The following is a 13,373-nucleotide window of genomic DNA, read 5'->3' on the forward strand; positions in this document are numbered from 1 at the left end:
ATTTGCTGTGTCTGGGGCAATTGCCCGATCAGTACTGTGTCGGTAGTCGAGTCCTTCAACTTGAGGGGATTGGGACAAAATTTCCTTTCGTTTGATGTTAGACCGCTGTGGCGTTGAGGCAAGGCCCCGGGTGCTGCTTTTGGACTGGTAGCTCGCCCACAAAAAAGGCGACCCCCTTGCGAGGGTCGCCTTGGCGCTAGCTACGGTTGTTACTTATTCCGACAGCTTGTAGGCAATCACATAGTCGCCCTGTTTGGTGCCCAGTGAACCGTGGCCGCCAGCCACGACCAGCACGTATTGCTTGCCGTCCTTGCCGGTGTAGGTCATCGGCGTGGTTTGCGCGCCTGCGGGCAGGCGACCTTCCCACAGTTGCTTGCCGTTTTTCACGTCGTAGGCCCGCAGGTACTGGTCCAGGGTGCCGCTGAGGAAACCGACGCCACCGGCGGTGATGAAGGTGCCGCCCAGGCTTGGTACGCCCATGCTCAGCGGGATCGGAACCGGCGAGCTGTCGCGCACGGTGCCGTTCTTGTGCATCCAGATTTTTTCATGGGTGGTCAGGTCGATCGCGGCCACGTAGCCCCACGCTGGCGCCTGGCACGGCAGGCCCATTGGCGACAGCAAGGCTTCGAGCACCACGCCGTACGGCGCGCCCTTGTTGGGTTGCACGCCTTCGGTTTCGCTTTTGCGCGGGCCTTGGGCGGCGATTTCGGCGGCCGGGATCATTTTCGACTTGAACGCCATGTAGCTCGGGTTCACGAACGCGATCTGACGCACCGGGTCAACCGAGATGCCGCCCCAGTCGAACACACCGAAATTGCCCGGATAGACGATCGAACCCTGCAGCGATGGCGGGGTGAACGGGCCGTCGTAGCGCAAGGATTTGAAGTCGATCCGGCAGATCAGTTGGTCGAACGGCGTGACGCCCCACATGTCGCGCTCTTGCAGCGGCGGTGGCATCAGGTTCAGGTCGGATTTGGGTTGCGTCGGCGAAGTGTGGTCGCCTTCCACCGCGCCTTGCGGCACCGGTACTTCGTTGATCGGCACGATGGCCTGGCCGGTGCTGCGGTCCAGCACATAGATGCTGCCTTGCTTGGTCGACGCCAGGACGGCCTGCTTCACGCCGTCGGCGGTCTTAAGGTCCATCAGGGTCGGCTGGCCGCCGACGTCCATGTCCCACAGGTCATGGTGAGTGAACTGGAAGTGCCAGCGCACTTTGCCGGTGGCGATGTCCAGGGCGGTCAGGCCGGCCGCGTGCAGTTCCGATTCAGGGGTACGCGCGCCGCCGAACTGGTCCGGGGTCTGGTTGCCCATCGGCAGGTACAGCATGCCGAGTTTTTCATCGACTGCGAACACGGACCACATGTTTGGCGAGTTGCGGGTGTAGGTCTTGCCCTCGGCAATCGGCGTCGTGTCGTCCGGGTTGCCGCTGTCCCAGTTCCACACCAGTTTGCCGGTGTGCACGTCGAACGCGCGGATCACGCCGCTTGGCTCGTCGATGGAAACGTTGTCGGTGACGTGGCCGCCAATCACCACCAGGTCCTTGGTGACCGCGGGGGGCGAGGTGGAGTAGTAACCGCCGGCCGTGAAACCGCCGATGTTGGCGCGCAGGTCGACCTGGCCCTTGTCGCCGAAGTCTTCGCACATTTTGCCGGTGTCGGCGTTCAGCGCGATCAGGCGGGTGTCGGCGGTCGGCAGGAAGATCTTGCGCGGGCAAGCGCTGGCCGGGGCCGGGCTGGCCGAACCGGTCGGGCTCTGTTCGGAGGCATACACCGCGTCATCGTGATAGGTCACGCCACGGCAGGTCATGTGCGCCCAACCCTTGAAGTTCGCCGCATTCTGCGTCGACAGCTTCGGATCGAAACGCCAGATTTCCTTGCCGGTGTCCGGGTCCAGGGCGATCACCTGGCTGTGCGGCGTGCACACGTAGAGCATGCCGTTGACTTTCAGCGGGGTGTTTTCGGCGGTGGTTTCGCCCGGGTCGTTCGGCCCTGGCAGGTCACCGGTGCGGTAAGTCCAGGCCGGTACCAGTTTGTTGACGTTCTGCGGGGTGATCTGCGCCAGCGGCGAGTAACGGTCGCCATGGGCGCTGCGGCCGTAGGAGTTCCAGTCACCGTCGGGCATGGCCGGCGCGGTGTTGGTCATGCCCGGCACGCTGTCGCGGTCCAGTTGGCCTTTGATTTCGCCCGGGTTGGTGAACTGGCTGGCCAAGGCGGTCGCGCCTGCGATCACCACAGCCACGCTCAGTGCGCCGGTGCCCATGGGGGCGGCGCCATCACGCAGCAGCGGACGGCGAAACCACGGCAGCAACATCGCCAGGCCCAGCGCGAACAGCATCGCCAGGCGCGGCACCAGCTGCCACCAGTCGAGGCCGACTTCCCACAGTGCCCAAACGGTGCTGGCGAACAGTACCAGCGCGTACAGGCCCAACGCGGCACGGCGCGCGGCGATCAGCAGGATGCCGGTCAGCGCAAGACCGATACCGGCCAGCAGGTAGTACAGCGAGCCGCCGAGCATGCTCAGCTTGATCCCGCCGGCCAGCATGGCCAGGCCCATTAGCAGAAGCAGTATGCCGAGCAGGGTCGGCAACAGACGGCTTCGACTCAAAGCACCCTCAGTGCTCATAGTGTGGTTCTCCGTTACGTTTCAAGTGGTCCCGCGCAGGTTCACTGTAGATGACGATCCCGCGGGGGCGTGGTTCATATAACAGGTGTTCAGTCGATGTAATCCCTTGTGGGAGCGAGCCTGCTCGCGAAAGCACTGTGTCATCCGACGCTAATGTTGGATGTGATGGCCTCTTCGCGAGCAGGCTCGCTCCCACAGGGTTTGGGTTGTTGGTTAGAAGGACGACTGGATCTTGATCCCGCCAATCAGCGCGTCATCGACCTCGTTCACGCCACCGGGGTGGCGGATGTATTGCAGGTTCGGGCGCACCGTCAGCCAGTTCGTGACGTGCACGCCGTAGTAGAGTTCGGCGCTGTATTCGGTGTCTTGGGGCGGCAGGTAGGCCGGGTTGTCGTAGTCAAAGACAGCATTGGCCTGATTACGCGCCTCGGCATTCTTGCGGTACGCCGGGTTGACGTGCACGCGGGCCATGGCGAAACCGATGTCATCCCTGGCGCGGGCATCGAACAGGCCTTTGTAGACGAGGCCGGCCTGGACATAGTTGTCGATGGCGTTGGTCTTCTTGTCGTGCATCGTGCCATTGGCGAACAGGCTCAGGCCTCGGGAATGGTCACTGGCAATGCTGGTGACTTGCTGCTGCAGGCCGAGCCAAACACCGTGCTTGCTTGAGGCGCTGCGATAAGCCTCGCCACTCAGCGCGGCGGGCTGGCCGTTGCTGTCTTTGTAGACATCGGTGGCGTCGGCGTTGCTGTAGTAGTAGCCGGCACGGTATTCACCCGGCAGGCCGTTGAACTTTGGTGTCCACACCAGCTCCACCGGCAGGATGGCCCCTTGGGTGCCGCTGCCGCTGAGCTTGAAGCCGTTGTCGCGATCGAGGTTCGACGGGTTTTGCTCATAGGCGCCAACCTGTGCGTACAGTTCGGGCGTCAGGTGATACTTGACCCGCATCGCCCACTGGCTGACGGGCCAGTTGTACCAGATGTCGCCCACCCAGTTGCCGACCTGGGAGCCGCAGAACGCCAGGTTCTGGAAGTCGCAGGGAAAACTGTTGAAGTCTTCGCCTTCGCCGAAACGGCCGACCTTGATGTCGAGTGTCTGGTCGAGGAATTTCTGCTGGTACCACATCTGCGTCAGGCGCGTGGTCTGGCCACGGCCCCAGACTTCCTGTGCCGAAGTGAATCCGCCAACTCGCGGATCATTGATCCGGTCGTTGCTGATGTTGTTGCCGCTGCGCTTGGTGATGGTCAGCTGGAACTCTGCGTCATCCCAGCCAAGGATTTTCTGCAGGTCCAGGTGAGTGCCGAAACCAAACTGATCGCTGTAGCGAGCGGTGCGATCCTGGTCGTAGCCGCCCTGCAGATTGCTGCCCATTTCGCCGGTGTAGTCGATCTTGAAATCGTAGCCCTTCGCCGACAGTTCACTGCGGGTGCCGTTCCAGTCGCCAAGCATCCACGGGGAGTCGCTGTCGAAGGCGGGCGCCGCCTGGGTGCACGTAACGAGGCTGAAAGCGCCTAGGCCTGTGAGCAGGCAAACAGTAGTCTTGAAGACAGCGCTGTCTTTGGGGAGTCGTAAATCAGGCATAGAGAAGAAATTCTTGATCTTTTTCTGGGGAATGAACGTAAAACGGCAGACGCAAAGCAGAGGAGGAAACGTTTCAGCTAAAGCGGGCGTAAGGATAATGTTCTGTTACAAATAGAGAAAGGTCTTTTCCTGACATGCATCCTTTCGGATTCGGTAACAGTCCTTGTAGGCGCTGGGGCAGGCTGCGATCTTTTGGGTTTCACCTACATTTAACGTAAGGTGCGCGGCTTCCAATTCCCACTCCTGCTCGAAGGCCTGGCATGAACGAACACAACCCCGATCCGCTGCACGGCGTCACCCTGGAACAGATCCTCAATGTGCTGGTGACCCATTACGAGTGGTCGGGATTGGCCGAGCGCATCGATATCCGTTGCTTCAAGAGCGATCCGAGCATCAAGTCGAGCCTGACGTTCCTGCGCAAGACCCCGTGGGCACGGGAGAAAGTGGAGCGCTTATACGTGAAGCTGATGCGCACCAAGCGCCCGGTTTGACATGCCACCCAAGGAAGGCGTGCAGCGACGCTTGATGACGTTGGCGGCCGTGCTGGGCTGGGCCGGGCTGAGTATTCAGCTGTACCTGATTTTTTTTGCGCGCTGGAGCATCGGCGCCAGCCTGCTGGGCGGGCTGATGAGTTTTTTCAGTTTTTTCACCGTGCTGAGCAACACCCTGGTGGCGACCGTGCTGACCTGTGCAGCCACGTCCCGCGAGTCGGCGGCGCGTCGCTGGTTTCTGCAGCCGGGGGTCAGTAGCGGTGTTGCCGTGAGCATCGTGGTGGTTAGCCTGGCCTACAACCTGCTGTTGCGGCATTTGTGGCATCCGCAAGGCTGGCAATGGCTGGCCGATGAGCTGTTGCACGACGTGATGCCGCTGCTGTTTCTGCTGTATTGGTGGTTCTGTGTGCCGAAAGGCACCTTGCGTCTGCGGCACATTGCGCTGTGGCTGATTTACCCGTTGCTGTACTTCGCATACACACTGCTTCGCGGGCACGTGTTGGCGGCTTATCCCTATCCGTTCATTGATGTGGACAAGTTGGGTTATCCACAGGTGTTTTTGAATGCCGGCGGATTACTGATGGGGTTTGTGGTGATTGCTTTGTTGTTGATGGCGCTGGATCGTCGGTGGCGGTGACCACTGGGCTCTCAGATGTACCCGATCTACTGTGGGAGCGAGCTTGCTCGCGATGGAGGTCAACGATAACGCGGGAAGCCTGGCGCCCCGCGGTGCTCTCAGGTTTTTCGTCGGAACGCCGCCCGGAGCATGCTCGCTCCTACAGTTCAAACCTCATTACTCCTCGTCGCTGTCGTCCAGCCGCCAGTAGCCGACGGCCTTGACGAACTGTTCGTTCAAACCGTGCTCGTCGAGCAACACCCGACGTATCTGCCGCGACACCTTGCTCTCGGTTGCCACCCACGCGTACAGGCTGCCGGCTGGCACCTGGATCTGGCGCACAGTGCTCAACAAATGGTCTTTGCCCCCTTCGCGCAACACCCAGATCACATTGACCACGGCAGCGCTCTGCAGCACTTGCTGTTCCTTGCCATTTTCCACTTCGATCACCACCAGCGCCTTGCGATTGGCCGCCAGGCCTTCAAGGCGTCGGGCGATGGCGGGCAGGGCGGTCTCGTCGCCGATCAGCAGGTAACTGTCGAAGATATCCGGCACGATCATCGAGCCGCGAGGCCCGCCGATGTGCAGGAACTGCCCGGGTTGGGCCTGTGCGGCCCAGGTCGAGGCAGGGCCATCGCCGTGCAGCACGAAATCGATATCCAGCTCCAGGGCGTCCAGGTCGTAGCGGCGCGGGGTGTAGTCGCGCATGGCCGGCATCGGGCCGTTGTCCTTGCCGGCGCCGAGCACCAGGGTTTCCAGCGCCGCCTGTTGCTCCGCATTCTGCGGGAACAGCAGTTTGACGTGGTCGTCGGTGCCGAGGCTTACGAAGCCGGCCAGCTCAGGCCCACCGAGGGTAATGCGGCGCATGCGTGGCGTCAGGTCGACGACGCGCAGCACCTCCAGGCGCCGTCGTTTTATTTCATGCATCACGCGGTGAATGGTTGGGGTAGGCACGATAACGTCAGTCATTCGGCTGGCTCCTGGGCAAATTGAACGGCGGGGCCGTCGACAATGGCTTTGGCGGTGTTGTTGAGCAGGTTGGCGACACGCTGGATCTCTTCGGCACTCCAGCGTCCATGGTGCAGTTGCAAGGCATGACGCAGGTTATGCACAGCCTCGTGGATCTGCGGCGGGCGATCGTGGCCGCGCAACGAGCGCTTGCTCACATCGATGCGTGTGCGCACGCCGTCCAGGGCAATCGCTTGTTCGGTTAAAGACAGACGTCCGGCGTCGGTCACGCTGTAGCGTTTTTTGCCACCCTCGGCATCGCCCTGAATCATTTCGCTCTCTTCCAGAAAGGTCAGGGTCGGGTAGATCACCCCTGGGCTGGGGCTATAGGCGCCGTCGAACATGCCTTCGATCTGGCGGATCAAGTCATATCCGTGGCAAGGCTGCTCGGCAATCAGCGCCAGCAGCAGCAATTTCAAGTCGCCGGGGGCGAACACCCGGGGGCCGCGGCCGCCGCGTTCGCGCCCGGGACGTTTTTCGAAGCCGTCACGGCCGTCGCCGTGTTCGCGGTGCGGGGAATGATGGTCTCTCATTTTTTCCTTCTCCTGTGATTTCTAGATACAACGTAAGATATATCTTATGCAGTGCGCAAGCTTTATTGACCGACGGTCGGGAGACCAGAAGCTCCGCCGGTCTGGCGGGAGAAGGGAGTGTTGGTAATTTTAGAGTGACTAAAATAATTATCAGGTTCCAACTGTTGTTGGTAATGAGTTAATGAATAAGTAGTACACTTCTTACAGAAGTTGTTTTAGTTCTTTTCTGTGTGTTTTTATTGCGAAAACTGGACTGCCCCTACCAAACCGGACACCAACTCCCCGTTACATTGATGCTGCCGCATAGCAATACGGCCTTCGTGCCGACGCGGCACGCCGGGTTGTTTGATCCGACGTTCAAGCAAAAGGTTTGTTGTCACGTATCACCCGGTAAACCCGTTTCAACAATGGCCAGCTTCTGCCCTGGGCTCCAGCGGCGCCGCCGCTCCTGGGCCAAAAGCTCCCCACTCTTGTCGTCGCTATTAGTCATAAGCCCTGTTTGCCTATCCCCTATCGTAAGGGGGGAACGGTGTCCTGTCGGTCATGGGGCTCGTTCAAAAAACTGTGTGTAGGATATGGCTGATAGGTAAATGTCTTACTCTGTTGTTTTTCGTGCTTTTTCCACGGGTGCGTGGGGTACTTTAACTACATCTTGCATGGAGTTTTCGTACTTACTTTCCTAGGATTTTGGTTGATCATTGTTGGCGTCGAAAGTTGAGCAGGAATGCCATCACGCTGGTTGCTGGCACGGTTCGTTAAACTTTCCACAGACCAATCCTTTGAAAAAAAACAGGTACTCAACAATGTTCAAGAAGTTTGCAATCGCCGTCCCGATGACTCTCCTGGCCCTCAGCTCTTCGATGGCGTTCGCTGCGGAAGAAGTGCGCTCGTCCATCAACATCAGCGCCTTTATTCCCACCAACGCATTCCACGCCCAGCCGGTGAATCCTGAATTCGGTAAAGATGAAAAAATGACCTGGGACGTGGTAAATGAGAAATTGAGCACGCTGAGTGCGCCTTTCGATGTCCGCCACACTCTCGGTTCGGTCAACGCTTATGTTGAAGGTGGTCCACAACCCCTGCACAACGGTAAAGACTTCATCGCGTTGAAGTACGTCTTCAACGGCGTGACCTTGACCGGTACTTCCCAGGAAGTGGTTGGCGATACTGAATCCAATGCTGGCATGCGGGCTGTGCTGTTGATTACCGCCGCCCTGCCGATGAGCTCGCAGACAGGTAATTACACGGCCAATCCAGTCCTGATCTTTGATGCCATTCCGCGCATCAACTAAGTCAGCCATGACTTAAGGCCCAGCCTTATTCGTTAACACTTACCGGTCGATGGGTAACCCCTGCCTGTCGATCGGGTTTCAACGAATTTATCTTCAGAGTATTTCGTTCATGTTCCCGATGACTCCCATCGCGGCGGCGCTTGCCCTGTGTTTTTGCGCAACTGCCGTGGCCGCGCCCATGGAAAACGGCCACACACCTCGAAGTTTGCTGGCGCAGGCCAAAGGCTTGCCGAAGGGTTTCGAAGAACACTTCTTCGATGTGCCGATGGCGGTGCGCGTGGAACTTGACCAACAGTTTCTTGGTGAAGCGATGATTGTGCTGACGCGCGACGATCGCGTCACTTTGGTTAACTTCGTCGATGTCAGCGACAGCACCATCAAGCCCAGTGAACGCGACACCTGGGCTAACTATCTGAAGCAGGGCGTAGCCTTGGGCGGCTGCCAGGCGAAATGCCCCGAGCAGCTGTTGGCTGTGCATTACAGCCTTGAAAATTCCCTGGTGTCGATCCTCACGGAAAACGCCGAGCGTGACGGTGAGGTACAGCGTTACTACAACCTGCCGGAGCACGGCAGCACCGGGTTGATCATACGCAACCAGTTGAACCTCAATGGCGGTCAGAATCAGGACCTTGGCGGACGCTACGGCCTGGACGCCAGCAGCAGCCTGGGCAACTGGACCCAGGCGGTCAACTTGCAACTGTCTCGACTCGGTGGCCTGGACAACAAGCTCTACCACGCCGTGTACGAACTCTTCACTCAACGCGAACTGGAAGGCAACTTCCTGCGCCTGGGTTATTTCACGCCGACTTCCGAAGGCTTGACCCGTCAGCCCCGCGCCTTTGGCATCAGCCCCGACACCGCGCTGGGGGTGATGTACGGCAGCTCCGACAGCCTGGCCATCAACAACCCGAAACCGGCGGTGTACCCCATCTATGTCACCGCCAATCGACAGGGTTCGGTGGAGATTTACCGCGACGGTTTGCTGATCAACACCCAGGCCGTGCCAGCAGGGTTGCAGACCCTCGATACGCGTGCGCTGCCGGGCGGCATCTATGAAGTGGAAGTGCGCCTGATCGAAGACGGCCAAATCACTTCCAGCACCCAGGAACTGGTCTACAAACCGAGCAACTGGCGCAACCATGAGGAGCGCTGGCGCTACAACCTGTTTGCGGGTCGCGAATCGAAGTTGCTCAGCAACTGGGAGGAGCAGCACGATGGCGACATGACCGCCGGTGCGGCGTTTAACTACCTGTTTCACCCACGCGTAATCCTCGGCCTGAACGCTCGCCAGGTGCGCGACTCGCTGCAATACGGCACCTCGGTGGACTGGGCCATCGTCAATAACGCCAGCCTGTTCGCCAACGTCTACAAGACTCAAGACTACGGCACCGGCCTCGATGTACAGGGCCTTTATTCCTACGGCAGCGGCAGTCTCGTCGCCAGTCACACCCGCAGCTGGCTCGACACCACTCGGCTCTACGACACCTTGCCCGATGGCACGCGGGTGCGGCAGCGCAATGTGTTCGTCGGCCAAACCAGCAATTCGTCGCTGTCGATCAATCACCGAGTCACCACTAAAAGCTCAATCAACGCCCGGGTGTCCCACAGTGAAGGCAACATCAACGGCACGGGCGTGGACCTGGGCTGGAGCCAGCGCACTCAACTGTTTGGCAGTGACGCCAATTGGCGCCTGTCGCTGTTCGATCGGCCGGGCAGCGTGAGTTCGGGAGACGACCGCAATCGCGGCATCGACTTGAGTGTGAATATCGCGTTGGGCGGTCCCGGTGAACAGATTTCCGGCAGCATTGGCACCCGCACCGCGAGGGAAGGCGGGCGCGATAACAATGCCTCGATCACCTATCGCAAAACCCTGCAGGACCATGTGCTGCAAAGCGTCTCCGCCTCGGCCATCACCGATACCTATGGCATCGGCTTGAATGCCATGGCGACCATGAGTTCGGACCTGGTCAATGGCGACGGCTTCATCCAGCGTTCGTCCTTCAACAACGACCTCACCGGCGGCTTGAACCTCGAAAGCACCGTGGCCGTCGGCGGGCAAAAAATGCTCATGACCAGCCAATACCACCGCAACGGTGCCGGGATGATCATCGACGTGGAGTCGGACATCGAGGACATCGCCTTGCGCGCCGATGATTTGAGCGGCGGCAGCGCGATACTCAAGCCAGGGCGCAATTTCGTGCCGATCACCGCCTACAAAAGTAGCTCGGTCAGTTTCGATTTCGAGGGTAACCACGTTCCCGCAGCCACCATCCAGCCGGCTCGTTCCAGCTATCACCTGAACAAAGGGGGGGTGGAATATCGCCAGGTGAAAGTGATGAGAACCCTGACCGTGCTCGGTCGCTTGATCGACCCGCAGGGCAACCCGCTCAAGGGCCACCACATCATCAACCACGCCAGTCGCGGGGTGAGTGAAGTGGACGGCTTCTTCTCCATGGAAATGAACGCCGGCTCACCGACCCTGGAGGTGCGCCACGGCAACCAGTTGCTGTGCCAGTTCCGTCTCGACCCGAGCGATGGCCGCACGGAAAACAACGTGCTGATGATCGGCGATCTGCGTTGCACGCCGGATACGTTGGCGGATGCGACGTTCAAGGCTCGAACTGCGGGTTAACCCCCGGCAAACCGGATTAATTAACGAGGTAGGGACGATGAAACGTCTGTTGGTATTAGTTGGTTTTTGTTTGTTCACCCAAACGGCTCACGCTAGCCCGAGCATCAATATCGGTACCGTCTACGACTATCTGGACGGAGATAAAAGCACCTTCCTGAAACGTGTGTTCAATGGCGGCGACAGTACGGCATTCGTCAAGGTCAACATCCTCGAGATTCTCTACGACGCCGATGGCAAGTCGCAGGAAGTACCGCTTCAATCCAATGCCGATGGCAGCTCCCGCGACGGCTTGATGGCCAGCCCGGCGCGGTTGATCGTGCCGGCCAACGGCATGCAGGGCACGCGTTTGCTGTACATGGGCGAGCGTGACCGGGAGCGGTATTTCAGGGTGCGTTTTGTACCGGTGGTGCCGGAGAAGGAAGACGCGTTCGCGCTGTCCAGCGAAGAACAGGAAGACTACAAAAAGTCGCTGTCCGCCGGTGTCACCGTGCTGGCAGGTTATGGCGCGGTGTTTTTCGTGCGGCCCAAGGAAACACGCTTTGACAGCGCGGTTGAAAACGCCACAAGCACCTATCGGATCCGCAACAACGGCAATTCCGTTGTGGTGATCGATGAGTTCAAGGACTGCGCGGTCAAAAACGATCAGGACTGCCAGCCCACGACCAAGCATCACATCCTCGCAGGTCGCACTTTTGAGTTCGAAAAGCAGGCCGGTCGCGAATACCGCTTCACCTTGGTCGAAGGTGAACGCAGCAAAAACCTCGACGTGAAGGGCTGACCCATGAACAGGAAGCTGATCCAGGTCTGGTTGTCGGCCGCCGTGATGGCGGCGAGCGCGGGTGTATTCGCCGCCCGGGAAGAGCACACCTTCGAAGTGTACGTGACCATTCCGACCCCGGCGTTTTACGTCATCCCCTCAGACCCGGGCTGGATTCATCGCGAGCAGCAACTGCCGTGGAGGCTGGCGACGTCGACACTGGGCAGCCTGCGCAAGTATTTCGATGTGAAGAATGTGGCAGGCTCGATTGAAGCGCGGCTTGACGGCCGCCCCTATCTGTCTAACGGCACCGATGCCGATGACATCGCCTTGCGTGTGCTGTTCAACGGCAAATTGTTGAGCGAGCACGAGAGCGGCGAAGTGGTGTCCCTGACCGATGCAGCGCCCGGAAAACGCGTGTTGCTGGAAGTCCTCCCGATGCCGCCTGCCGACGGGGTTTACAAGCCCGGCAAGTACTTTGGCAGTATCAATATGATCTTCAACGCGGTGTTGCCGATATGAAAAGATTGCACAGCAAACCACTAGCCCAGAGCCTGAAGCGTTTTGGATCAATCAGCTTCTTTAGTGTTGCCTTTGCCCTGCAGGCGAATGCGGCGGTCTTGGACATCGAGGCGTCCTTCGCGCCCGACTCGTCACAACCCCAAAAGAATGTATTCATCAATCAGACACCGTCCGGGGGGTTCTGTCGCCAAGTCCCGAGTGCTTGCGAGCCTCGTGGGCTATTCAGTCTGATTGCCCCCATAGCGTTTGCTGCCAACGCACCGATCCTGGCCAATCATGCGGACCCTCGCCAGGGCGGGATGGCGAAGGTCCCCTCTGAGTGGAGAACGGTGCGCGTGACTCATGAGTCGGGCGATTCAAAGGAGCTGTCCATACGCATTGCGGGTATTGGTCACGAAGCCGGCTTACCCCGGGCCATCGGCGAACTGACCAATGGAGGGTGGTGGGACAATTTGTGGGAGGGAGGCGCGTGGGTCTATGCGCCAGCGCCTTGTGGCGGCGTCGGCATATCCACTGCCGGCCACCATGGTTACAACAGTTTCTGGATGGTTCCCGTTGGAGCAGGCGTATGTAGCAAGAAAGCACTGTTCGAGATCCCGCTGGCCTTTCGTTATCAGTATTTTGTGTTCGCGTATGAGCTGCGCACCCCTGATCCGCTGAACATGCTGGGGGGTAAATACACAGGTACCGTTGCGTATACGGTCGGCCCTCATCAGGATTTCGACATGGGCGATGTGATGATTCCCGATGACAATCAGTTGATCCTCAACTTCTCCCTGGATGTACGGCATACGCTCAAAGTGGATATTCCCCCCGGTGGTGATCGGGTGGAACTGGTGCCGGCGGGTGGCTGGCAGTCCTGGCTGACCCAGGGGCGCAAGCCAACCCGGTTGTTTCGCGATCAAACCTTCAACATTTCCTCGTCTAGCCGTTTCAAGATGCAGCTTCAGTGCGAAATCACCGGACTTTTCGATTGCATGATTCGCGACCCCGTTTCCCAGCGAGCCGCCGTGGTGCAACTGAGCGTCAGCTTGCCCAACGGCTTGACGGATCTCAGTGGTCAACCGGTCACTCGTCGTCCTTTGCATGTCGGGCAGGTGAACGCCCAGGAATTCAAACCGGGCTTTTATGTAGACCGTGCGCCCGGCACCCTGCATTTCGAAGTTGCACCTTATTACGTGGACTACATGATCAAGGCAGGCGAAGCTTCCAAATTCAGGGGCAATATCACCGTGATCTGGGATTCCGAAGTGGGATAGATAACGCGTGCCCTGAAGGCGTGACGGCCTTCAGGGCGAGGTCTGTCGAAAAGAATAAAT

At 59.2% G+C, this 13,373-nt stretch carries 11 protein-coding genes; 7 read left to right on the forward strand and 4 right to left on the reverse strand.

The window, feature by feature from the left end:
- Nucleotides 1–213: 213 nt before the first annotated feature.
- On the reverse strand, nt 214–2,622 hold the full coding sequence (locus PSUM_RS26175; RefSeq protein WP_020797456.1) for a glucose/quinate/shikimate family membrane-bound PQQ-dependent dehydrogenase: 2,409 nt from the start codon (nt 2,620–2,622) through the stop codon (nt 214–216).
- Nucleotides 2,623–2,835: 213 nt separating this feature from the next.
- Nucleotides 2,836–4,203 carry a carbohydrate porin gene (locus tag PSUM_RS26180; RefSeq protein ID WP_083349722.1) on the reverse strand — a complete coding sequence of 456 codons (1,368 nt, stop codon included), beginning with the start codon at nt 4,201–4,203 and terminating at the stop codon, nt 2,836–2,838.
- 260 nt (nt 4,204–4,463) lie between these two features.
- On the opposite strand from PSUM_RS26180, the gene PSUM_RS26185 reads away from it, so the two are divergent.
- Both PSUM_RS26185 and PSUM_RS26190 read left to right on the forward strand, forming a co-directional pair.
- Nucleotides 4,464–4,694 carry a VF530 family protein gene (locus PSUM_RS26185; protein ID WP_083349721.1) on the forward strand — a complete coding sequence of 77 codons (231 nt, stop codon included), beginning with the start codon at nt 4,464–4,466 and terminating at the stop codon, nt 4,692–4,694.
- Between the two features lies 1 nt (nt 4,695).
- Complete coding sequence (locus tag PSUM_RS26190; RefSeq protein WP_020797452.1) at nt 4,696–5,331, forward strand: Pr6Pr family membrane protein; 636 nt, start codon at nt 4,696–4,698, stop codon at nt 5,329–5,331.
- A 156-nt stretch (nt 5,332–5,487) separates the two neighbouring features.
- Here PSUM_RS26190 and PSUM_RS26200 read toward each other — a convergent pair whose 3' ends face one another.
- On the reverse strand, nt 5,488–6,279 hold the full coding sequence (locus PSUM_RS26200) for a siderophore-interacting protein (protein ID WP_083349719.1): 792 nt from the start codon (nt 6,277–6,279) through the stop codon (nt 5,488–5,490).
- Nucleotides 6,276–6,851 carry a PadR family transcriptional regulator gene (locus PSUM_RS26205; RefSeq protein ID WP_020797450.1) on the reverse strand — a complete coding sequence of 192 codons (576 nt, stop codon included), beginning with the start codon at nt 6,849–6,851 and terminating at the stop codon, nt 6,276–6,278. The genes PSUM_RS26200 and PSUM_RS26205 overlap by 4 nt, the downstream gene beginning before the upstream one ends.
- An 803-nt stretch (nt 6,852–7,654) precedes the next feature.
- On the opposite strand from PSUM_RS26205, the gene PSUM_RS26210 reads away from it, so the two are divergent.
- From PSUM_RS26210 to PSUM_RS26230, 5 genes are all read left to right on the forward strand, one after another.
- On the forward strand, nt 7,655–8,143 hold the full coding sequence (locus PSUM_RS26210) for a CS1 type fimbrial major subunit (protein ID WP_083349718.1): 489 nt from the start codon (nt 7,655–7,657) through the stop codon (nt 8,141–8,143).
- Between the two features lie 109 nt (nt 8,144–8,252).
- On the forward strand, nt 8,253–10,775 hold the full coding sequence (locus PSUM_RS26215) for a TcfC E-set like domain-containing protein (RefSeq protein WP_083349717.1): 2,523 nt from the start codon (nt 8,253–8,255) through the stop codon (nt 10,773–10,775).
- 37 nt (nt 10,776–10,812) lie between these two features.
- A complete protein-coding gene (locus PSUM_RS26220; protein WP_020797447.1) occupies nt 10,813–11,553 on the forward strand; it encodes a hypothetical protein in 741 nt (246 codons plus the stop codon).
- 3 nt (nt 11,554–11,556) lie between these two features.
- Nucleotides 11,557–12,054 carry a CS1 type fimbrial major subunit gene (locus tag PSUM_RS26225; protein WP_083349716.1) on the forward strand — a complete coding sequence of 166 codons (498 nt, stop codon included), beginning with the start codon at nt 11,557–11,559 and terminating at the stop codon, nt 12,052–12,054.
- Complete coding sequence (locus tag PSUM_RS26230) at nt 12,051–13,313, forward strand: hypothetical protein (RefSeq protein WP_093935820.1); 1,263 nt, start codon at nt 12,051–12,053, stop codon at nt 13,311–13,313. The genes PSUM_RS26225 and PSUM_RS26230 overlap by 4 nt, the downstream gene beginning before the upstream one ends.
- Nucleotides 13,314–13,373 lie beyond the last annotated feature (60 nt).

The organism is Pseudomonas umsongensis, assembly GCF_002236105.1.
GTDB classification, from domain to species: Bacteria; Pseudomonadota; Gammaproteobacteria; order Pseudomonadales; family Pseudomonadaceae; genus Aquipseudomonas; species Aquipseudomonas umsongensis.

What these genes read in the sequence shown, in the direction of transcription:
- PSUM_RS26175 (WP_020797456.1), bottom strand. Translation starts at nt 2,622, where the DNA reads ATGAGCACTGAGGGTGCTTTGAGTCGAAGCCGTCTGTTGCCGACCCTG.
- PSUM_RS26180 (WP_083349722.1), bottom strand. Translation starts at nt 4,203, where the DNA reads ATGCCTGATTTACGACTCCCCAAAGACAGCGCTGTCTTCAAGACTACT.
- PSUM_RS26185 (WP_083349721.1), top strand. Translation starts at nt 4,464, where the DNA reads ATGAACGAACACAACCCCGATCCGCTGCACGGCGTCACCCTGGAACAG.
- PSUM_RS26190 (WP_020797452.1), top strand. Translation starts at nt 4,696, where the DNA reads ATGCCACCCAAGGAAGGCGTGCAGCGACGCTTGATGACGTTGGCGGCC.
- PSUM_RS26200 (WP_083349719.1), bottom strand. Translation starts at nt 6,279, where the DNA reads ATGACTGACGTTATCGTGCCTACCCCAACCATTCACCGCGTGATGCAT.
- PSUM_RS26205 (WP_020797450.1), bottom strand. Translation starts at nt 6,851, where the DNA reads ATGAGAGACCATCATTCCCCGCACCGCGAACACGGCGACGGCCGTGAC.
- PSUM_RS26210 (WP_083349718.1), top strand. Translation starts at nt 7,655, where the DNA reads ATGTTCAAGAAGTTTGCAATCGCCGTCCCGATGACTCTCCTGGCCCTC.
- PSUM_RS26215 (WP_083349717.1), top strand. Translation starts at nt 8,253, where the DNA reads ATGTTCCCGATGACTCCCATCGCGGCGGCGCTTGCCCTGTGTTTTTGC.
- PSUM_RS26220 (WP_020797447.1), top strand. Translation starts at nt 10,813, where the DNA reads ATGAAACGTCTGTTGGTATTAGTTGGTTTTTGTTTGTTCACCCAAACG.
- PSUM_RS26225 (WP_083349716.1), top strand. Translation starts at nt 11,557, where the DNA reads ATGAACAGGAAGCTGATCCAGGTCTGGTTGTCGGCCGCCGTGATGGCG.
- PSUM_RS26230 (WP_093935820.1), top strand. Translation starts at nt 12,051, where the DNA reads ATGAAAAGATTGCACAGCAAACCACTAGCCCAGAGCCTGAAGCGTTTT.